The following is a 20,079-nucleotide window of genomic DNA, read 5'->3' as shown; positions in this document are numbered from 1 at the left end:
CGGTGAGGGTTGTTTCGGGGCGGTCGAGAGGCCCTCGGCGTCGACGGATTGCGCTGAGCTGGGGTTATGGCGGACTGCCGTCCGGAGGGAGGGAAGGGTGTCTGCGCCCTTTGCTCTGCAGCCACGAGCGCAACGGTCGACCGGGCGTGATCGTTGCGGATCTGGCTGCAGAGCAAAGTCGGCGAGAGGTCACATGCCGCGGACGCGGCGTTGTCACTCACCGTGACCGATGGCGGGGTGGGGGCTGGGCGAGCGGCGGTTCTGGGCGGACGGCGATCCGGACCGGTCGGCCACCGCGCCGCCGAGCGGTCGGGCCGGGCCGATCGGCCGGACCGGGCGGTCAGGCCGGGCCGAGCAGGTCCCAGGGGTTGCCGGCGATGTCGCGGAAGACCGCGACCCGGCCGTACGGCTCGGTGCGGGGCGGCCGGACGAACTCGACCCCCGCGTCGGCCATCCGGCGGTACACCGCCTCGAAGTCGTCGACCTGGAGGAAGAAACCCACCCGGCCGTGGGTCTGGTCGCCCACCGCACCGGCCTGGTGCTCACCGTCGGCGCGGGCCAGCAGCAGGCCGGTCCCACCGCCCGGCGGGCGTACGACCACCCAGCGCTTGGGCCGGCCGTCGTTCGTCAGCGAGGGCTTGTCCTCGGCCAGCTCGAACCCGAGCACCTCGGTGAAGAACGCGATCGCGGGGTCGTACTCGGCGACGACGAGCGTGACCAGGTCGAGCCGCACGGGGCTCAGACCTGCGTCAGCGTCGGCAGGTGTCGCTCGACCACCGGCAGCACGTCGGCGACGGTGATCGGCCGGCCCAGCTCGGCGGTCAGCGAGGTGACCCCGGCGTCGCGGATGCCGCAGGGCACGATCCGGTCGAAGAAGCCCAGGTCGCAGTCGCAGTTGACGGAGAAGCCGTGCAGCGTGACGCCGCGGGCCACCCGGATGCCGATGGCGGCCACCTTGCGGGCCGGGCCCCTGTCGTCCTCCGGCACCCACACGCCGGAGCGCCCCTCGACCCGGCCGGCGGCCAGCCCGAACTCGGCGCACACGTCGATCAGCAGCTGCTCGGTGCGGCGGACGTACGCGACCACGTCGACCGGGTCGGGCAGCCGGACGATCGGGTAGCCGACGAGCTGCCCCGGACCGTGCCAGGTGATCTTCCCGCCGCGGTCCACGTCCACCACCGGGGTGCCGTCCATCGGGCGGTCCCACGGCTCGGTGCGCTTGCCGGCGGTGTAGACGCTGGGGTGCTCCAGCAGCAGCACCGTGTCGCCCTGCTCGCCGGCCACCACCGCCTCGTGCAGCCGGCGCTGCTCGTCCCAGGCGGCCTGGTAGTCGAGCAGGCCGGCGCGGACGGCGGTCAGCCCGGAAGTCGTCACGCTCACCCGTCCAGCCTAGTCCCGCCCCCCGGGAACCGGACCCGTGAGCCTCGTCGCCATCGGGCCGAGGTGGCGGTCAGTCCGGCACCCGCCACAGCCAGACGTCCTCCACCCGCTCCGGCTCGCCGAGCAGCGCGGTGGCGGTACGCCGCAGCGCGTCCTCGTCGACGTCGTACTTCGCGCCGTGCACCCGGTCCGGCAGCACCACCGCCCGCACGCCCCAGTGGCGCAGGTCCGCCCGGGACTCGCGGATGCTGCCGTCGGTGATGATCGGCACCAGCCCGGTCCGGCCGGCCTGGTCCATCAGCGAGTCGAAGGTGCGCGGCACCGGCCCGATCCGGCCCCGGCCCTCCGGACCGCCCGGGCCGAGGAAGAACCCGGCCGGGATGCGGAACTCACCCTGCCGGTGGGCCAGCGCGTACGCCTGCCAGCGCTGCCCGTCCGGGTACACGTCGACGGTCAGCGGCAGCGGGGTCAGCACCCCGTCGGGCGGGACGTAGCGCTGCCAGGCGCCACTGGTGATGAACGCCGGGATCGGCTCGCGGACGCTGGTCAACAGCGGCGTCGGCACCAGCGGCAGCAGCGCGGCGACGAACCCGAGCGCCCAGGCCACGCCGATGGCGCGGCGCGGCGGCCGGGCGCGCAGCGAGTCGATCGCGTACGCCAGCAGCAGGCCGATCACCGGCGCGACGACAAGGGCCAGCCGCGACGGCAGCGCCGCGTTGATCACCGGCAGGTTGTCCAGCACCCCGAACGGCAGCGTCTGGTCGAAACGGCGGCCGTTCCACTTCACCGTCGGCCCCCACGACAGCACCGCGAAGACCACCGCGGTCACCCCGAGCGCCGCGAGGGTGGCCCGGAACGCCCGGTCCGCGCGCCACCACAGCAGCGCGAAGCAGGCCAGGCCGAGCACGAGCAGCGGTACGCCGAAGAACGAGTTCTCCTCCGTCGGGTTGGGCGCCAGCGAGGTGCCCCACCCGGCCCAGCCGGCCAGCGACCGGCGCGGGTACGACCCGTACGCGGCGATGTCCTCGGAGTGGATCAGCGGATCGAAGCCGGTGCCGTGGAACCGCTGCGGCCCGAGGAAGTGCAGCCAGAGCGGGTACGCCAGCAGCGCTCCGGCGACGAGCGCGGTGACTCCGAGTCCGGCCGCCATCCGGGGCAGCGCGGCGCGTGCCTCCGGCCACCGGGCCGGGTGCAGCGCCCAGACGGCGAGGAACACGCCGAGCGCCAGCGCGGTGAAGAACAGCCCTTCGGCGGCGATCGAGAACGCGGCCGCCACCAGCAGCCCGAGCACGATCCCGCCGGTGACCGCGCGGCCGGGGCGGCGCAGCCGGAACACGCCCCAGATCAGCAGCGGCACCAGCCAGCCGGCGGTCCAGTTCAGGTGCGCGTTGGCGTGCGACACCATCGCCGGGCAGAAGGCGATGAACAGCGCCCCCACACCGGCGGCCAGCCGGCTGCGCACCAGGTACCGGCTCAGCAGCCAGTACCAGGCCACCGCGGTGGCGGCGAGGTTGAGCGTGAGGATCACCAGGAACGTCGCGGGCGGCCCGATCAGGTACGTCAGCGGCGCGAAGACCGCCGCGTACACGGTGATCGAGGTGTTCACCGCGAGGTTCACCCCGTCCGGGACGTTGATCAGCGTGGTGTAGAGCGGGTTCTCCCCGTGGGTGAGCGCGTGCCCGCCGAACGCCAGCAGCCACTCGAACAGCGCCTGGTCGCTGGAGTTGACGGTGATGGCACGGCTGTTCGGATCACGCCACATGCCGCTGGTGACCCAGAAGGCCAGGGCCAGCGCGGCGAGCGTCACCAGCAGGTCGGCCCGCCGGTCACGGACGCGGGTCGTCGACGGCCCGGTGGCCAGGAACGGGGAGGACGGCACGCAGCGGACGTTACCAACCGGACCTGGGCAGACCGCCCGGACACGAAACTCACCCGCACACTTCGGCGGTCGTGAATGTGTGAGCGGCGGCCATTCCGGTGTGACGAAACACAGCCGTAACGTCGCGGCAACCCGGAGGTGACTCAGTTCACATTCCACGATCGGGAGGTTCCCGTGCCCCGCTCCTCATCCCTCATCGCCCGCGTCGCCGGGGCGGCGGCCGGGGTCGTGCTGGCCGCGGCCACCGCGCTGGTCGCCGCCCTTCCCGCCCAGGCCGCCTCGCTCACCCAGGTCACCGGCTTCGGCTCCAACCCCGGAAACCTGACCATGTACGCGTACCGCCCGGACGGCCTGCCGGCCGGCGCGCCCGCCGTGGTGCTGCTGCACGGGTGCGTGCAGAACGCCTCGACCTACGTCGCCAACTCCGGCTGGCAGAAGTACGCCGACCAGTGGAAGTTCACGCTCATCGCGCCGCAGCAGCCCAGCGGCAACAACGCCAACTCCTGCTTCAACTGGTTCGAGACCGGTGACACCGCGCGCGGCCAGGGCGAGGCGCTGTCGATCAAGCAGATGGTCGACTACGCCAGGACCACCTACGGCACCGACGGCGCCCGCGTGTACGTCAGTGGCCTCTCCGCCGGCGGCGCGATGAGCGCGGCCATGCTCGCCGCCTACCCCGACGTCTTCGCCGGCGGCTCGATCATCGCCGGCATCCCGTACCGCTGCGCCACCAGCACCGTCACCGCGTTCAGCTGCATGAACCCGGGTGTGGACAAGACCCCGGCCCAGTGGGGCGACCTGGTCCGCGGCGCGTACGCCGGCTACACCGGCAAGCGGCCCCGGGTGGCGATCTGGCACGGCACCAGCGACACCACTGTGGCGACCGCGAACGCCGCCGAGTCCCGGGACCAGTGGACGAACGTGCTGGGCCTGTCGACCACCCCGACCAGCACGTCCACGCTGCCGTCCGGCACGAGCCTGGAGGTCTACGGCAACGACCAGGTCCGCCTCTACCGGGTCTCCGGCATGGGCCACGGCACCCCCGTCGACCCGGGTACCGGCGCGGACCAGTGCGGCACCGCCGGGGCGTACTTCCTGGACACCATCTGTTCGACGTACCGGGACGCGCTCTTCTTCGGGCTCGGCGGTGGCGGCGCCTCGCCGAGCCCGACCCCGACGGCGACCGCGTCACCCACGCCCACCGCGTCACCCTCGCCCACGCCATCGCCGACCGGCGCGCCGGTCTGCGTCACCGCCAGCAACTACGCGCACGTGGTGGCCGGGCGGGCCTACCAGTCCGGCGGGTACGCCTACGCGCTGGGCAGCGGGCAGCGGATGGGCCTCTACAACACCTTCTACACGAGCACGCTCAAGCAGACCGGGCCCGCGTACTGGGTGATCGGCTGCTGAACGGCCACGCCGCGCCGCCCTCGCGGGCTCACTCCGTGAGGGCGGCGCGCAGCGCGCCCGGCAGGTCCGGATGCGTCCAGGGAAAGCCGGACTTGTCGAGTACGCCCGGCAGCACCCGGGTGCTGGTGAGCGCCTCCTGCGAGAAGCCGCCCAGCACCACCTTCAGCGCCACCGCCGGGATTGGCATGATCGCGGGGCGGTGCAGCTGACGGGCGAGTTCCCGGGTGAACTCGGCGTTGGTGACCGGCGCCGGGCCGACCACGTTGACCGGGCCCGCCACGTCGTCGCGGTCGAGCAGGAACTTCGCCGCGTTCAGCCAGTCCCGCATCGAGATCCACGGCAGCCACTGCCGCCCGTTGCCCAGCTTGCCGCCGACGCCGAGCCGGAACGGCAGCAGCTGCGGCTTGAGCAGGCCGCCGTCGCGGTGCAGCGGCAGTCCGGTACGCAGGCGCACCACCCGTACGCCCGCGTCCTCGGCCGGCCGGGTCGCGGCCTCCCACACCCGGCAGACGTCGGCGAGGAACCCCTCACCGGCCGGCGCCTCCTCGGTGACCGCGCGGTCACCGGTGTTGCCGTACCAGCCGACCGCCGAGGAGTTCAGCAGCACCACGGGCCGGTCCGCGGCGGGCAGACCGGCGATCGTGATGGCGAGCGTGGTGGTGCTGTCCACGCGGCTGGTCCGGATCAGCTTCCGGTACTCGTCGTTCCAGCGCTTGTCGCCCACCCCGGCCCCGGCCAGGTTCACCACCGCGTCCGCCTCGGCGACGCACTGCGGGTCCAGTTGCGCGGCGGACGGGTTCCACTGGCGCTCGGCGGGTGTGCGTGGTGGGCGGCGGACCAGGCGGGTGACCTGGTGGCCGTCCGCGGTGAGGCAGTCGACCAGTCGGGTGCCGAGGAAACCGGACGCGCCGGCCATGAGGATCCGCATGCTCACATCTTCGAGTACGCGGCGCTATTCGGATGCGTGGAGCGAAATCACTCACTCGTCACGCCCACCCGTCACGCGCGCTGAACGCGTTGCGTTTTTTTCGAATAGCGATACCCTTGTGGTCATGAGCAGCGCGCTGCGTGAACGTACCGTCCTTCCTCCGGACGACCCGGCTGAGCTGGCCCGGTTCGTGCACGAACTGCGGAGCGCCAGCGGTCGTGCGCGGGCCAGGCTGGTCGGGCCGGACGGGTCCGAGATCGAGATCCCCGACGAGTTGTACGGAGTGCTGCGGGACGTGGTGACGGCACTGTCCGAAGGGCTTGCGATCTCCATCGCACCGCACAACACGATGCTGACGACCCAGGAGGCGGCAGACCTGCTCAACATCTCCCGGCCCACGCTGGTCCGGTTGCTGTCCGAGGGCGAGATGCCGCACACGATGCGCGGCCGTCACCGGCGAGTCATGCTCCGGGACGTTCTCGACTACCAGGAGCGGACCCGGCAGGCACGCCGCCGGACGCTCGACCGGATGACCGCCGAAGCCGAGGAAGACGGCCTGTACGACGCGACGGCCACACCGCGCAGGACGAGATGAGCGTGACCTGAGTGGCGTTCCCGGCTTTTCTCGACACCTGCGTCCTCTACCCGGCGCATCTCTGCGACACCCTGCTGCGGCTGGCCGAGGTCGCCGCCTACCGGCCCCTCTGGTCCAGGGACGTCCTTGACGAGCTGCGACGCAACCTGATCGCACGAGGCATCGCGGAGGAGCGGGTCGACCGCCGGATCGGCCAGATGTCCGAGGCGTTCCCGGACGCCATGGTCAGCGGGTACGAGTCGCTCATCGACGGCATGTCCAACGATCCCAAGGACCGGCACGTGCTGGCTGCCGCCGTCCGGGCGAACGCGGAAGTGCTGGTCACGTTCAACGTCGGTGATTTTCCCGAGGCGTCGCTCAAGTCCTTCGACATCGTGGCGATGCACCCGGACGACTTCCTGCTCGACCAGCTGGACCTCTACCCGGGGCAGACACTGGACGTCCTGCACCGCCAGGCGGCCGCCTACCGCAGGGAGCCGACGACCGTACCGGGTCTGCTCGTACTGCTGGGACGCACCGGCCTGCCCCGGTTCGCCGCGGAGGTCCGCCGGCACCTCTGAGGCGGCCCCCTGCGGCGGGACAGAGCGGTCAGGCGTCGGCCGGGGCGGTGCGCAGGTCGGCGAGCAGGCGCTCCACCTCGGCGAACGCGGCCTGCGGCAGCGGCCCGTACGCCAGCGCTCCCAGGTTCTCCTCGGCCTGCGCCACGGTCCGGCAGCCGGGAATCGGCAGCGTGTGCGGGCTGCGGGCGAGCAGCCAGCCCAGCGCGCCCTGGGCGAGCGTGCGGCCGTCGGCGGTCAGCGCCGCACGGACCCGGGCCACCCGCTGCGCCCACTCGGCGCGCGGTACGCCGCCGGCGAACCAGTCCAGCCACTCCGGTGCCACACCGCGTACGTCGTGGCCGCCCCGGGCGGTCGGCGCGTCCTGGTACTTCGCGGTGAGCAGGCCCATCGCCAGCGGCCCTCGATTGAGGCTCGCCAGGTCGAACTCCGCGCACACCGCGAGCATGGCCGCGTTGTCCCGCAGCACCGACTGGTCGTGCTGGATCGCCGCGCAGTGCGGTCCGGCCTCGGCGAAGGCGCGTGCCGAGGCGGGGTCGTCGGTGCTCCAGCCGTACGCCCGGATCTTCCCCTCCGCGACCAGGTCCTCCAGCGTGCCGACGAGGTCCAGCGCCCGTGGCACCGGCAGACCGCCCAGGTGGAGCTGGTAGAGGTCGACGTGGTCGGTGCCGAGCCGGCGCAGCGAACCCTCCAGGCTGCGCCGCGCGTACTCGGGACTGGCGTCCTCGCCGAGCGCCTGGCGGGTCTCCTCGTCGGTGGGGTAGCCGAACTTGGTCGCGATGACCGCGCGGTCCCGGCGGCCCGCCAGCGCGCGCCCGAGTACCCGCTCGCTGTGCCCGGCGCCGTAGTTGCTGGAGGTGTCGAACAGCGTCGCGCCCAGGTCGAGAGCCCGGTGGACGGTACGCACCGACTCGTCGTCGTCCACCTCGCCCCAGCCGAGCGGTTGGGTGCCGTCCCAGAGCGGGCCGCCGATCGCCCAGCAACCCATGCCGATCGCGCTGACCTCGATGCCGCTGCGGCCCAGCCGTCGTGTCGTCGTCATGCGCCCAGTGTTCACTTTCGAGTGTGCTCGAAGTCCAGCGCTTTTCCGGCCAGCCGGGGCAGGAGCGCGTCGACGGCTCCTGCCGCCCAGACCGTAAGGAAGGGCCCCTTCTTAACGCCTGGCGAGGTGAAAGGGCCCCTTCTTAACACGTGTCACACGGCGTCGAGGCGGGCCAGGTCGGCGGGGGAGAGGCGCAGCGCGGCGGCGGCGACGTTCTGCTCCAGGTGCGCCGGGTCGCCGGTCCCGGGGATGGCCAGCACGTTCGGGCCGCGGGCCAGCGTCCACGCCAGCCGGACCTGGGCCGCCGTCACGCCGTGCTCCCGGGCCACCGCGAGCACGTCCGGGTGCTCCTCGCCGGTCGCGCCGGCCTCCCGACCGCTGGTGACGAGGGAGAAGAACGGCACGAACGCGGTGCCGTGCGCGGCGCAGTCGCGGATCAGCTCGTCGTGCTGACGGCGGTAGCCCAGGCCGTACGAGTTCTGCACACACACCACCGGTGCGATGGCGCGCGCCTCGGTGACCTGGTGGGGGCGTACGGCGGAGACGCCGAGGTGCCGGATCAGCCCGGCGTCGCGCAGCTCGGCGAGCGCGCCGAAGTGCTCGGACAGCGGCTCCGGGCCGTGCACCCGCAGGTTCACCACGTCCAGGTGGTCGCGGCCGAGCTGGCGCAGGTTCTCCTCCACCTGCCCGCGCAGCTGGTCCGGGCGGGCCGCCGGCAGCCACTGCCCGGACGGGTCCTTGCCCGGCCCGACCTTGGTGACGATGACCAGACCCTCCGGGTACGGCCACAGCGCCCGGTTGATCAGCTCGTTCGCCGAGCGCAGCGGCGAGAAGTAGAACGCGGCCGTGTCGATGTGGTTGACGCCAAGCTCGACGGCGCGGCGCAGCACGGCGACGGCCCGGTCGCGGTCGCTCGGGCTGCCGTCGGCGTTCGCGGTCAGCCGCATCGCGCCCAGGCCCATCCGGTTGACGGTCAGGTCGCCGAGCTGCCAGGTGCCGGCCGCGCCGGCGTGGACGGTGTCGATGGTCATGTGGCCCCGTATCCCTCAGGTGTGGCCCCGCGGCGGGGCCGACAGGTTTCACGGAGGCGGCGGGCCGCTGGTTCACTCGCCTTCGTCGCGGTCGTCGGGCCGTTCGTGCCAGCGGGCCCGCCAGGCCGCCTCGTGCGCCTCGTGGCTGGCGCGTTCCTCGAAGACCAGCTTCCGCAGGGCCCGCCGGCCCTCGTCGAAGACGATCACTTCGACGGCCACCATACCCACGGTGATGGCGGTGAGCATGCCCAGCGCGGCCAGCCCCGGCACCCGTTCCGCGACCGGGATGCTCAGGCCGAGCAGCAACGCCGTCGCGACCCGCGTCCAGCTCAGCGTGCGCAGGGTACGGAGTTGGAACAGCATGTTGCCGCAGAGATAGCAGATCACGCCGCCGAACAGCAGCGGCACGCTCGGCCCGTGCCCCGGCTCGCTGGGCGGCACGTTCGGGTCGGCGATGCCGTGCACTATCGTCTCGGCGCCGAGCGCGAACAGGATGATGCCCGCGATCATCGGCAGGAACAGGTAGGCGTACGCGTCCCGGGCCATCGCCACCCGGGGGCCGTCCTGCGCGACGTGCAACGCGATCCGGGCGGCCGGCCCGATCATGTCGTAGTGCGCCCACCAGAGCGCGGCGGTGAAGAAGATGCCGAGCACGGCCGCGGTCACGGCCGGCCAGGTGGGCGGCTGGCCGAGCAGGTTGCTGCCGACGCCGACCGAGATCACGGACTCGCCCAGCGCGATGATCAGGATCAGGTCGTACCGCTCGGTCCAGTGTTCGGCCGATGCGACGCCCCAGCCCCAGGTCCCGGCGAGGATGCCGGTGCCGTACTGGAGCAGGACGACCACCGCCCACAGCACGTCGCGGAGCACCGCCGCGGAGAACAGGTCGTCGATCCTCGGCGGCAGCAGCGCGGCGACCAGCAGCAGCGCGGTGCTGCCGATCAACTCCGGGGCGAACCGGAGGAGTTGCCGGCGCTCGTTCGGGCTGTCCCGGACCGCGTGCCGGTACAGCAGCAGGTGGATCAACCGCAGGACGGTGTAGCTGAGCGCCGCGACCATCGGCCCGGCCGCGTTGCCGGTCGGGTCCCGGAACGCCTGCGGCAGCGACAGCGCGAACGTGAACAGCGCGGCCATGCCGACTGTCATGAGCACCGGGACGAAGCCCTCGCCGAGGCGTACCCGGGTGGCGACCACGCTGTGCACCACCCACGACCACCAGAGCACGGCGAGGACCAGCAGCGCGTGCAGCAGCGCCCCGCCGGTCACCTGCAGGGCGGTGGCCCGGGTGATGATGAAGAACGAGAAGACGAAGACCAGGTCGAAGAAGATCTCGAACCGGTCGACGCGGGCGCCCGGGGCCACCGGCACCGCCGGCCCCAGGCGTCCCCGCCACCGGTTCGAGCCCACCGGCCGAGTCTGTCAGCGCAGGTCGGGCCGGGTGGCCGATTCGGTCAGCCCGTCCGGTGGCGCAGGCCGTCCATCAGCAGGTCGAGCAGGCGTCCGGCCTGGGCGCGCTGGTCCGGCTCGCCGGCCACCAGGGACACCCCGCTGAGGCTGGCGAGCACGTCGGCGGCGGCCACGTCGGCGCGTACGGCACCGGCCGCCGCGCCGGCGGCGAGGAGTTCGCCGAGCGCGGCCAGCAGCAGGTCGCGGCTCTGCGCGTACGGGTTGGCGCCGGAGGCGATGACCAGCCGCAGGGCGTCGGCCATGCCCCGCTTGGTGGCGAGGTAGTCGACGAACCGGTCCATCCACGTGCGCAGCGCCACGTCGGCGGGCCGGGTGGCGAGCAGCGTCGACGCGGCGTCGCAGAGCTTCTCCAGCTCGTTGCGGTACGCCGCCTCGATGAGCGCTTCCCGGCTGGGGAAGTGGCGGTAGAGCGTGCCGATCCCGACCCCGGCCTCCTTGGCGACGCGGTCGAGCGTTACCTCCGCGCCCGCCTGGGAAAACGCCTGCACCGCGGCGTCCAGCAGGCGCTGCCGGTTGCGCAGCGCGTCGGCGCGCAGCGGTCGGTCGGGCACGGTTCCTCCTCGGCTCGACCGGGTCGCGGGCCCGGGTCGGTGGTAACCGGAGTCTCCTCCGGTTATGCTGAGCAAGTAACGGAGGATCCTCCGCTTCTCATCGTAGCGGGCGGACATCGGTCCGCGTCGCCGTCGACAAGGATGGACCATGACAACCCCGACACCAGTCACGACCCCGTTCGACTCCGAGACCACCGCCCTGGAAGTGGTCCGCGACCTGGACCTGACCGGCCGGCGGGCCGTCGTCACCGGCGGCGCCTCCGGGATCGGCGTGGAGACCGCCCGCGCGCTCGCCTCCGCCGGAGCGGACGTCACCCTCGCCGTCCGCAACACCGAGGCCGGTCAGCGCGCCGCCGCCGAGCTCACCGGCGCCACCGGCAACGACCGGATCCTGGTCGCCCCGCTCGACCTGGACGATCTCGCGTCGGTGGCCGCGTTCGTCCGGAACTGGGACGGGCCGCTGCACATGCTCGTCAACAACGCCGGGATCATGGCCTCCCCGGAGATGCGTACCGAGCAGGGCTGGGAGATGCAGTTCGCCACGAACCACCTCGGGCACTTCGCGCTCGCCACCGGACTGCGCCCGGCGCTCGCCGCGGCCGGTGGCGCGCGGATCGTCTCGGTCAGCTCGGCCGCCCACCTGCGGTCGCCGGTGGAGTTCTCCGACATCCACTTCCGGCAGCGGCCGTACGACCCGTGGCTGGCGTACGGGCAGTCCAAGACCGCGAACGTGCTGTTCGCGGTGGAGGCGACCCGCCGCTGGGCCGACGACGGCATCTGGACCAACGCGCTGATGCCCGGCGCGATCCGGACCAACCTCCAGCGCTACATCACCGAGGAGGAGTTGGCCCGGATGCGCGCGCAGAGCGGTGGCGGTGCGGCCTCGTTCAAGACCCCGGAGCAGGGCGCGGCGACCTCGGTGCTGGTCGCCACCTCACCGCTGCTCGACGGCGTCGGCGGCCGGTACTTCGAGGACTGCCAGGAGGCCGGGCCGAACCAGCCGGGCACGCGGACCGGCTGGGCGCCGTACGCCCGGGACCCGGAGGCCGCCGAGCAGCTCTGGACGGTATCCGAGGAGCACCTGAAGGGCTGAGGCCGCTGACGACGAAGGGGGCGCACGGCATGTCGCCGCGCGCCCCCTCGCCGTCTCGGATCTACAGACCCAGCTCGGCCTCGAAGTTGCCGGCCTCCAGCCGCTCCTTCACCGCGGTGAGGAAACGGGCCGCGTCGGCGCCGTCGATCAGCCGGTGGTCGTACGACATGGCCAGGTAGACCATCGACCGGATCGCCACGACCTCGCCCAGCTCCGGGTCGTTCACCACGACCGGGCGCTTCACCACAGCGCCCGTGCCGAGCATCGCCGACTGCGGCGACGGCACGATCGGGGTGTCGAACAGGGCGCCCCGGCTGCCGGTGTTGGTGAGCGTGAACGTCGCCCCGGCCATCTCGTCCGGGGTGATCTTGTTGGCCCGGGTGCGCTCGGCCAGGTCGGCGATCCGCTTGGCGATGCCGCCCATGTTCAGGTCACCGGCGTTGTGGATGACCGGCACGAGCAGGCCGCGCTCGGTGTCCACGGCGATGCCCAGGTGCTCCGCGGCCGGGTAGGTGATCGTCCCGCCCTCCAGGTCCATGCTGGCCTGGACGATCGGGTACGTCTGGAGCGCCTCGACGGCGGCGAGCGCGAAGAACGGCAGGAACGACAGCTTCACGCCGTGCTTGGCCTGGAACGACTCCTTCGCCCGCGCCCGCAGCTTCGCGACCCGGGTGACGTCCACCTCGACCACGGTGGTCAGCTGGGCCGTCTCGTGCAGCGACTGCTGCATCCGCTTGGCGATGGTGGCCCGGATACGCGGCAGCTTCTCCGTCGTACCCCGCTTGGCGCTCGGCTGCGGCTTGGCGGCCGGCTGGGCCGGCGCCTCCGCCTTCGCGGCCGGAGCGGCGGCGGTCGGCGCGGGCTTGGCGGCCTTCGCCTTCTCCGCCGCCTCCAGCACGTCCTGCTTGCGGATGCGGCCACCCACGCCGGTGCCCTTGACCGAGCCCAGGTCCACGCCGTGCTCGGCGGCGAGCTTGCGCACCAGCGGCGTCACGTACCCGGCGGAGTCCTCGCCGTGCTCGGCCGGAACGCTCCGGCGCTGCGTGGCGGCCGGCGCGGCCGGCTGGGCCGCCGCCTCGGCCTTGGCCGGCTGCGCGGCCTGCTCCGCCTCGGCGGCCGGCTCGTTGTAGGCCGCGCCCGGCGTCGGCTCCTCGACCTTCGGCTCCGGCTTGGGCTCCGGCTTGGGCTCCGGCTTCGCCTCGGCCTTGGGCTCCGGCTTGGGCTCGGGCTTCGGCTCCGCCTTCGCGGGCGCGGCACCGGCCACCCCGACGATCGCCAGCACGGCGCCGACGTCGGCGGTCTCGTCCTCGGCGACCTTGATCTCCTGCAGCGTGCCGGCGACCGGCGACGGGATCTCGGTGTCGACCTTGTCGGTGGAGACCTCCAGCAGCGGCTCGTCCACCTCGACGGTCTCACCGACCTGCTTGAGCCAGCGGGTGACGGTGCCCTCGGTGACGCTCTCGCCCAGGGCCGGCATGGTCACCGGCGTGCCCTCGCCCGACGACGCCGCCGGCTGGGCCGGCTCCTCGACGGCCGGCTGCTCGGCCTCGGCGCCCGGCTCGGCGGCGGCCTCCTCGGCCTGCTGCTCCGGCTCGGGGCCGGTGCCCTCGGCGGCGGCGGTCGGCTCGGTGGCCGGCTCGGCCTCCTGCTTCGGGGCCGCGCCCGCGTCCTCGCCCTCACCGGCGATGACCGCCAGCTCGCTGCCGACCTCGGCGGTCTCGTCCTCGCCGACCACGATCCGGCTCAGCACGCCCGCCGCGGGGGACGGGATCTCGGTGTCGACCTTGTCGGTCGACACCTCGAGCAGGGGCTCGTCGACCTCGACGGTGTCACCCTCCTGCTTGAGCCAGCGCGTGACGGTGCCCTCGGTGACGCTCTCGCCGAGCCGGGGCATGGTGACCGATACCGGCATGTTCTCCAGACTCCTTCATTCCCTGGTGGGATTCTCGCCCGTCGCCGGACGCCGCGGTTGTCGTGTCAGGCGTGCGCGTGCAGCGGCTTGCCGGCCAGGGCCAGGTGCGCCTCGCCCAGAGCCTCGTTCTGCGTCGGGTGGGCGTGCACGAGCTGCGCCACCTCGGCCGGGTACGCCTCCCAGTTGTAGATGAGCTGCGCCTCGCCGATCAGCTCACCGACCCGGGCGCCGACCATGTGCACGCCGACCACCGGGCCGTCGTCCACCCGGACCAGCTTCACGTGGCCCGCGGTCTTGAGGATCTGGCTCTTGCCGTTGCCGCCCAGGTTGTAGTTGTACGTCTTGATCTTGTCGGCGCCGTACTGCTCCTTGGCCTTCGCCTCGGTCAGGCCGACCGACGCCAGCTCCGGGTCGCAGTACGTCACGCGCGGGATGCCGGCCTCGTCGATCACGGCCGGGCTCTTCCCGGCGATCTCCTCGGCGACGAAGATGCCCTGCTGGAAGCCGCGGTGGGCGAGCTGCAGGCCGGGCACGATGTCGCCGACCGCGTAGACGTTCGGCACGCTGGTGCGCAGCCGCTCGTCGGTCAGCACGTAACCGCGGTCCATCTTGACGCCCTGCTCCTCGTAGCCGAGGCCGGCGGTGTTCGGGCCGCGGCCCACGGCGACCAGCAGCAGCTCGGCCTCGACCGTGTCGCCGCCCTGAATCGTCAGCTTCACGCCCTTGTCGGTCTTCTCGACCTTCTCGAACGGCTTGCCGACCTTGAAGTTGATCTTACGCTTGCGGAACGCCCGCTCCAGCGCCTTCGACGACTCCTCGTCCTCGGCGGCGACCAGGCGGGGCAGCGCCTCGACGATGGTCACGTCCACGCCGAAGGACTTCCAGACGCTGGCGAACTCGACGCCGATCACGCCGCCGCCGAGCACGATCGCCGAGGACGGCACGCGGTCCAGGGTCAGGGCGTGGTCGCTGGTGATGATCCGCTCGCCGTCGACGTCCAGGCCGGGCAGGCTCTTCGCGTACGAGCCGGAGGCCAGCACGACGTTACGGCCGGTGTAGCGCTTGCCGTCCACCTCGACGACGTTCTTGCCGACCAGCTTGCCGGCGCCCGCCACGAAGGTGATCTTCTTGCTGCTGCCCACCAGGCCCTGCAGGCCCTTGTACAGGCGGGAGATCACGCCGTCCTTGTACGAGTTGACCGCCTTCATGTCGATGCCCACCAGCTCGGCCTTCACGCCGAACTGCTCGGACTCGCGGGTCTGGTCGGCGATCTCGGCGGCGTGCAGCAGCGCCTTGGTCGGGATGCACCCGTTGTGCAGGCACGTCCCGCCGAGCTTGCTCTTCTCGATGAGGGCGACGGAGAGGTCCAGCTGGGCGGCACGCAGCGCCGCCGCGTAGCCGCCGCTACCACCTCCGAGGATGACGATGTCGAAGGTCGTGTCGTTCGGCTCGCTCACATCCAACTCCCAGGTCGCGTCACTGCATCGGGGGTTACGGCGGAGTAACAGGCACACCCCACCTCGGTCATCTTGTCACCACCACGGACCGGGCGCGTACCGAGGTGCCCAACGACACGTCGGTGACACGTACCCTTGACACCGTCCTCGACGACGGCTTGGGGGAGGAGTGGATTCGGTGGGGTTGTTCCGACGACGAAAGCGGGCCGCCCCGGCGAGCCGCGACCGTGCCGCCGACCGCGCCGATCTGGACCACTTGGAGAACTTCGTCCGGACCCGTAAGGGCGTCGAGGCGTACATCGAGCCCCGTACGACGGTCACCGAGACCACGATCATGCTGATCGCCGACGACGGCGAGTGGACCCGGCGGCGCGTCGGCGGGCCGGACGAGGCCCGCCGCTGGGCGCACCGGATCGCCATCCCGATCTACGACGTGCGGCTGATGGGCTATCCGCAGCGCATGCGCGACTACAACGAACGCCGCAAGCGCCGCCCGGAGCCGTTCTGAGCGGGCGCGGGCGCGGGTGTTAAAAAGGGCCCCTTCTACAACGCGAGGCGTTAAGAAGGGGCCCTTCCTTACACGTCAGCCGTTGGTGGCGACGTCCTCGACCAGGTGCACGAGCGTACGCACCGGCACGCCGGTGCCGCCCTTGGTCCAGTAGCCGGTCGCCTCGCCCGAGTGGTAACCCGGACCGGCGATGTCGATGTGCGCCCACGCCACGTCGTCGGTGACGAACTCGCGCAGGAACACGCCGCCCTGCAGCATGTGCCCGGCCCGGTCCATCCCGGCGTTGACCTGCGAGATGTCCGCGACGTCCGACTCCATGCCCTTGCGCACGTCGTCCGGCAGCGGCATCGGCCAGGCCGGCTCACCGGTCGCGTCACCGGCCACCCGCACCCGCTCGCACAGCTCCGGGGTGCCCATCACACCGGCGATCCGCTTGCCCAGCGCGATCACCTGCCCGCCGGTCAGCGTGGAGGTCTCGAACAGGTAGTCCGCGCCGTCCGCGCAGGCCCGCGCCATCGCGTCGGCCAGCACCATCCGGCCCTCGGCGTCGGTGTTGAGCACCTCCACCTTCTTGCCGTTGAACATGCTGATCACGTCGCCCGGCCGGTAGCTGGCGCCCGACGGCATGTTCTCCGCCATCGGCAGGTAGCCGGTGACGGTGACCGACGGCTTGAGCGCCGCGATCGCCAGCATGGCCGCGCCGACCGCCGCCGCGCCGGCCATGTCCGACTTCATCTCCCACATGCCCTGCGCCGGCTTGATCGAGATGCCGCCGGTGTCGAACGTGATGCCCTTGCCGACCAGCGCGACCCGCTTGCCGTTGCCGCCGCCCTCCGGCGTCCAGGTGAGCTTCACCAGCCGCGGCGGGGCCTCGGAGCCCTGGCCGACGGCGAGGATGCCGCCGTAGCCACCGGCCTTGAGCGCCGCCTCGTCCAGCACCTCGACCTCCAGCCCCGCCTCGCGGGCGGCGGCGGAGACGGCGTCGGCGAACGCCGGGGGACGCAGCTCGTTCGGCGCGGTGTTCACCCAGTCCCGGCTGGTCCGCACCGCGCCGGCTACCGCCTGCGCCCGCGCGACCTCGGCCTGGGCGGTCGCGTCGGCCGCGTCCGGCACCGCCACCAGCACCTCGGCCACCGGCTCACGGCGGGCCGGCTGCGGCTTGGTCTTGTAGCCGGCGAACCGGTAGCCGCCCAGCAGCGCGCCCTCGGCGACCGCGCGCAGCGCGGCCGGGGCGTCGGCGTCGTCGGGCAGCGGCAGGGCCAGGGCGACGCGCGCCGCGCCGGCCAGCGCCCGTACGGCGGCGCCGGCGGCCCGGCGCAGCGACTCCGGGGCCGGAGCGGCGCCCGAGGGCTCCGGGCCGAGGCCGACGGCCACGACCAGCGGGGCGGTCACGGTGCCCAGCGTGGCCAACTTGATCACCTCGCCCGGGCCACCTGTCGCGCCGAGCAGGGCCAGCGTCTCGGTCAGCTTTCCGTCGAACGCGGCGGCGATGCTCTCCCCGCCGGTGGCCAGCAGCAGGGCGTGGGCGGGTGCGCCGCTGCCCGGCTCGGTGGTCTGGCTGTGCACGCCGATCACGATCGCGTCGACGGCGAGTTCGGCGGGGTCGGTGTCGACCAGGCTGAGGGTGGTGCGGGGCGATGTCACGAAAGCTACTCCGGGCGGGCCGGGCCGGCCGCGTCGTCGCGTACCGGCGGTGAAGGTGTCTCCGGCGGCAACCTACCCGCCGGAAGGCGTGGGTGTCCCGCCGATGCGCGCCGACGGGATCCCGCCGATGCTAACCACAGTCGTCGCGGCCGGTAAGTTGCCACCCATGACCGAGGTGACCTCCGACGCCGCCGAGACCCGGCTGCGCCGCTCCCCGCTGCACGAGCGGCACACCGCGCTCGGCGCGAAGTTCGCCCCCTTCGGGGGCTGGCAGATGCCGCTGGAGTACGCCGGTGGCGGCGTGCTCAAGGAGCACACCGCCGTCCGTGAGGGCGTCGGCGTGTTCGACGTCTCGCACCTGGGCAAGATCCGGGTCACCGGGCCGGGCGCGGCGGACTTCGTCAACGCCTGCCTCACCAACGACCTCGGCCGGATCGCCCCCGGTCAGGCGCAGTACACGCTCTGCTGCGACGACGCCACCGGCGGCGTGGTGGACGACATCATCGCCTACCTGCACGCCGACGACCACGTCTTCCTGATCCCCAACGCCGCGAACACCGCCGAGGTGGCCCGCCGGCTGCGCGCCGCCGCGCCCGCCGGGGTCACCGTCACCGACGAGCACGAGGCGTACGCGGTGCTCGCCGTCCAGGGCCCGCGCTCGGCGGACCTGCTGGGCGCGCTCGGCCTGCCCACCGGGCACGACTACATGAGTTTCTCCACCGCCACGCTCGACGGGGTGGAGCTGACCGTGTGCCGCACCGGCTACACCGGCGAGCTGGGCTACGAGCTGGTCGTGGCGTCCGAGCACGCGGTCGCCGTCTGGGACGCGCTCTTCGCCGCAGCCGGCGACGTCCGCGCCTGCGGCCTGGCCGCCCGGGACACGCTGCGCACCGAGATGGGCTACCCGCTGCACGGGCAGGACCTGTCCCCGGAGATCACCCCGGTGCAGGGCCGCTCCGGCTGGGCGGTGGGCTGGGACAAGCCAGCGTTCTGGGGCCGCGACGCGCTGCGCGCCGAGAAGGCCGCCGGACCCGCCCGTACGCTGCGCGGCCTGACCGCTGTCGACCGGGCCATCCCGCGCCCCGGCATGGCCGTGTACGCGGGCGACCGGCAGGTCGGCACCGTCACCAGCGGCACGTTCAGCCCGACGCTCAAGCACGGCGTCGCGCTGGCGCTCGTCGACACCGACCCGAAGCTGGCCGACGGCGAGGAGCTGGAGGTGGACATCCGGGGCCGCCGTGCCCGGATGCGCCTGACCCGGCCGCCGTTCGTCAAGCCCTCGGTGCGCTGAGGCCGGAGGCGGATCGGCCCTCGGCGCGCTGAGCCGCGCGGGTCAGTCCTCGCCGCGCTCCCCGGCGTCGAGGACTGCCTGCGTCCAGCCGCCCTCCAGCACGCCGGTGCCGTCCAGCACCGCCCAGTCGACCACGTCCGACGCCTCCACCACCACGGGGGAGCCGATCCGTACGTTCGGGTCGGTGTTGGCGTCGCTGGCGCTCGCGCCGACGATCCGTTCCGGGCTCTCCCACGAGGTCACCCCGGCCCAGACGTACTCGGGGCCGTCGTCGCCGGGCAGCCCGTACTTGACCACGAGCTGGCTCTCCTCGGGCAGCCGCCCGGCCAGGAACCGGGCCCGGATGTCGCCGAGCGCCTCCCGGGCGGTCTCCACCGCGCGGCTCATCGCGTCCCCCGTGCGGGTGTAGCGCACGTCCGGCTGGATGCCGTTGAACAGCGTCGCGCAGGCGGCGGCGAAGTAGCGGCCGGGCGGACCCGGATGCCCGGGCGGCGGGTTGAGGCTCAGGAACGAGTCGGCGTCCGGGTCGGTGGCCGGGTCCAGCTCCAGCCGCAGCAGCACCGGCGCGGTCGCGCCGTGCTGCTCCGGATTGCCGTACGCCACGGCGATGTCGTGCCCGGTCACCGTGGCCAGCACGGGAAGCTGCACGAACGCCGGCACCTCCTCACCGGCGAGCCCGTCGGTCCAGTCCCGCAGCAGCCGCCGGGCCGCGCCGGTCATCACCGCGCCCCACGCCCGGGTCAGGTGGTCCGGCACGCCCTGGGCCTGCAACTCCAGCAGCCCGAACCGGCGCAGCCCCTTCGTGGTGAACCACAGCCCGTCGGAGTCCGAGGAGTAGGGCACCAGCACCCAGTCGACGAGCCGGATCCGGCCCTGCTCGTCGGGCAGCGAGCGCAGCGCCGCCGCCGGGTCGAGGAACTGGAGCCCGAAGACGTCCACCACGTCCCCGCCGACCGTCTCGGCGACCGCCGCGGCCACCGCGCGGGCGGCCCACTCGTGCGCCGGCGGCCAGCCCGGCCGGTACTCGGCCTGCACCACCACCAGGTGGGTGGCGGCGGCCAGCCGGGCCAGTTGCTCCTCGGTGGCGCCGAACGCGGTGAGCAGGTCCGGCGGCAGCTCCGGGAACTCGTCGACGGTACGGGTGTCGACGGTCATCAGCGGGCTGTCGAGCATCTGCTTGGCCAGCCCGTGCACCGGCTCGGCGAGCCGCCCGGCCAGCCCTTCCACCGCGGTCTTCGGGCTCACCTTGGGCAGCCCGGTGATCGGCACCAGATAGGTCGCGTCGAGCGACTCGGGCACCGGTACCGGCAGGAAGTCGTCCGTGATGAGCATGC

At 72.9% G+C, this 20,079-nt stretch carries 18 protein-coding genes; 6 read left to right on the top strand and 12 right to left on the bottom strand.

All coding sequences use genetic code 11. The features are described from left to right. Positions 1 to 340 precede the first annotated feature (340 nt). From PVK74_RS13195 to PVK74_RS13185, 3 genes are all read right to left on the bottom strand, one after another. Entirely contained in the window at positions 341 to 733 is a 393-nt protein-coding gene (locus PVK74_RS13195) for a VOC family protein (protein ID WP_113972562.1), read from the bottom strand. Between the two features lie 5 nt (positions 734 to 738). Continuing rightward, positions 739 to 1,380: a lipoyl(octanoyl) transferase LipB gene (lipB, locus tag PVK74_RS13190; protein ID WP_043329324.1), complete on the bottom strand. Its 642-nt coding sequence runs from the start codon at positions 1,378 to 1,380 to the stop codon at positions 739 to 741. 70 nt (positions 1,381 to 1,450) lie between these two features. Then, positions 1,451 to 3,259 carry a DUF6311 domain-containing protein gene (locus PVK74_RS13185; RefSeq protein WP_274479129.1) on the bottom strand — a complete coding sequence of 603 codons (1,809 nt, stop codon included), beginning with the start codon at positions 3,257 to 3,259 and terminating at the stop codon, positions 1,451 to 1,453. Between the two features lie 174 nt (positions 3,260 to 3,433). Between PVK74_RS13185 and PVK74_RS13180 the strand changes: the two genes are divergently transcribed. Then, positions 3,434 to 4,669, top strand: a complete 1,236-nt coding sequence (locus PVK74_RS13180) for an extracellular catalytic domain type 1 short-chain-length polyhydroxyalkanoate depolymerase (protein WP_043329327.1) — start codon at positions 3,434 to 3,436, stop codon at positions 4,667 to 4,669. A 28-nt stretch (positions 4,670 to 4,697) separates the two neighbouring features. On the opposite strand, the gene PVK74_RS13175 is transcribed toward PVK74_RS13180, so the two are convergent. Continuing rightward, complete coding sequence (locus tag PVK74_RS13175; RefSeq protein WP_274479128.1) at positions 4,698 to 5,597, bottom strand: TIGR01777 family oxidoreductase; 900 nt, start codon at positions 5,595 to 5,597, stop codon at positions 4,698 to 4,700. Between the two features lie 124 nt (positions 5,598 to 5,721). On the opposite strand from PVK74_RS13175, the gene PVK74_RS13170 reads away from it, so the two are divergent. After that, positions 5,722 to 6,192: a helix-turn-helix domain-containing protein gene (locus PVK74_RS13170; protein WP_043331068.1), complete on the top strand. Its 471-nt coding sequence runs from the start codon at positions 5,722 to 5,724 to the stop codon at positions 6,190 to 6,192. Between the two features lie 11 nt (positions 6,193 to 6,203). Then, positions 6,204 to 6,752: a PIN domain-containing protein gene (locus PVK74_RS13165; protein WP_043329330.1), complete on the top strand. Its 549-nt coding sequence runs from the start codon at positions 6,204 to 6,206 to the stop codon at positions 6,750 to 6,752. Positions 6,753 to 6,780: 28 nt separating this feature from the next. Here the strand turns inward: PVK74_RS13165 and PVK74_RS13160 are convergent, their stop codons facing one another. From PVK74_RS13160 to PVK74_RS13145, 4 genes are all read right to left on the bottom strand, one after another. Further along, a complete protein-coding gene (locus tag PVK74_RS13160) occupies positions 6,781 to 7,791 on the bottom strand; it encodes an aldo/keto reductase (RefSeq protein WP_274479127.1) in 1,011 nt (336 codons plus the stop codon). A 152-nt stretch (positions 7,792 to 7,943) separates the two neighbouring features. After that, on the bottom strand, positions 7,944 to 8,822 hold the full coding sequence (locus tag PVK74_RS13155; RefSeq protein WP_274479126.1) for an oxidoreductase: 879 nt from the start codon (positions 8,820 to 8,822) through the stop codon (positions 7,944 to 7,946). A gap of 72 nt (positions 8,823 to 8,894) precedes the next feature. Continuing rightward, positions 8,895 to 10,229, bottom strand: a complete 1,335-nt coding sequence (locus PVK74_RS13150) for a low temperature requirement protein A (protein WP_043329334.1) — start codon at positions 10,227 to 10,229, stop codon at positions 8,895 to 8,897. Between the two features lie 44 nt (positions 10,230 to 10,273). After that, positions 10,274 to 10,840 carry a TetR/AcrR family transcriptional regulator gene (locus tag PVK74_RS13145; RefSeq protein ID WP_064448297.1) on the bottom strand — a complete coding sequence of 189 codons (567 nt, stop codon included), beginning with the start codon at positions 10,838 to 10,840 and terminating at the stop codon, positions 10,274 to 10,276. A 148-nt stretch (positions 10,841 to 10,988) separates the two neighbouring features. Here PVK74_RS13145 and PVK74_RS13140 point away from each other — a divergent pair, with 148 nt between their 5' ends. Beyond that, positions 10,989 to 11,933: an SDR family NAD(P)-dependent oxidoreductase gene (locus tag PVK74_RS13140; protein ID WP_043329336.1), complete on the top strand. Its 945-nt coding sequence runs from the start codon at positions 10,989 to 10,991 to the stop codon at positions 11,931 to 11,933. Positions 11,934 to 11,994: 61 nt separating this feature from the next. Here the strand turns inward: PVK74_RS13140 and sucB are convergent, their stop codons facing one another. After that, on the bottom strand, positions 11,995 to 13,845 hold the full coding sequence (gene sucB, locus PVK74_RS13135; protein WP_069088985.1) for a 2-oxoglutarate dehydrogenase, E2 component, dihydrolipoamide succinyltransferase: 1,851 nt from the start codon (positions 13,843 to 13,845) through the stop codon (positions 11,995 to 11,997). A gap of 65 nt (positions 13,846 to 13,910) precedes the next feature. Further along, positions 13,911 to 15,302 carry a dihydrolipoyl dehydrogenase gene (gene lpdA, locus PVK74_RS13130; protein ID WP_043329337.1) on the bottom strand — a complete coding sequence of 464 codons (1,392 nt, stop codon included), beginning with the start codon at positions 15,300 to 15,302 and terminating at the stop codon, positions 13,911 to 13,913. Between the two features lie 178 nt (positions 15,303 to 15,480). On the opposite strand from lpdA, the gene PVK74_RS13125 reads away from it, so the two are divergent. After that, a complete protein-coding gene (locus PVK74_RS13125) occupies positions 15,481 to 15,810 on the top strand; it encodes a hypothetical protein (protein WP_113972556.1) in 330 nt (109 codons plus the stop codon). A 75-nt stretch (positions 15,811 to 15,885) separates the two neighbouring features. Here PVK74_RS13125 and PVK74_RS13120 read toward each other — a convergent pair whose 3' ends face one another. After that, on the bottom strand, positions 15,886 to 17,454 hold the full coding sequence (locus tag PVK74_RS13120) for a leucyl aminopeptidase (protein ID WP_064448300.1): 1,569 nt from the start codon (positions 17,452 to 17,454) through the stop codon (positions 15,886 to 15,888). Positions 17,455 to 17,620: 166 nt separating this feature from the next. Between PVK74_RS13120 and gcvT the strand changes: the two genes are divergently transcribed. Next, the gene (gcvT, locus tag PVK74_RS13115) at positions 17,621 to 18,745 is read left to right on the top strand and encodes a glycine cleavage system aminomethyltransferase GcvT (protein WP_043329340.1); all 1,125 of its coding nucleotides are present in this window, start codon (positions 17,621 to 17,623) and stop codon (positions 18,743 to 18,745) included. Positions 18,746 to 18,787: 42 nt separating this feature from the next. Here gcvT and PVK74_RS13110 read toward each other — a convergent pair whose 3' ends face one another. Beyond that, positions 18,788 to 20,077: a DUF2314 domain-containing protein gene (locus PVK74_RS13110; protein ID WP_064448302.1), complete on the bottom strand. Its 1,290-nt coding sequence runs from the start codon at positions 20,075 to 20,077 to the stop codon at positions 18,788 to 18,790. Positions 20,078 to 20,079 lie beyond the last annotated feature (2 nt).

Origin of the sequence: Micromonospora chalcea, from assembly GCF_028768405.1 — a bacterium.
GTDB classification, from domain to species: domain Bacteria; phylum Actinomycetota; class Actinomycetes; order Mycobacteriales; family Micromonosporaceae; genus Micromonospora; species Micromonospora chalcea.
This window is presented reverse-complemented; position numbering and strand designations above follow the sequence as displayed.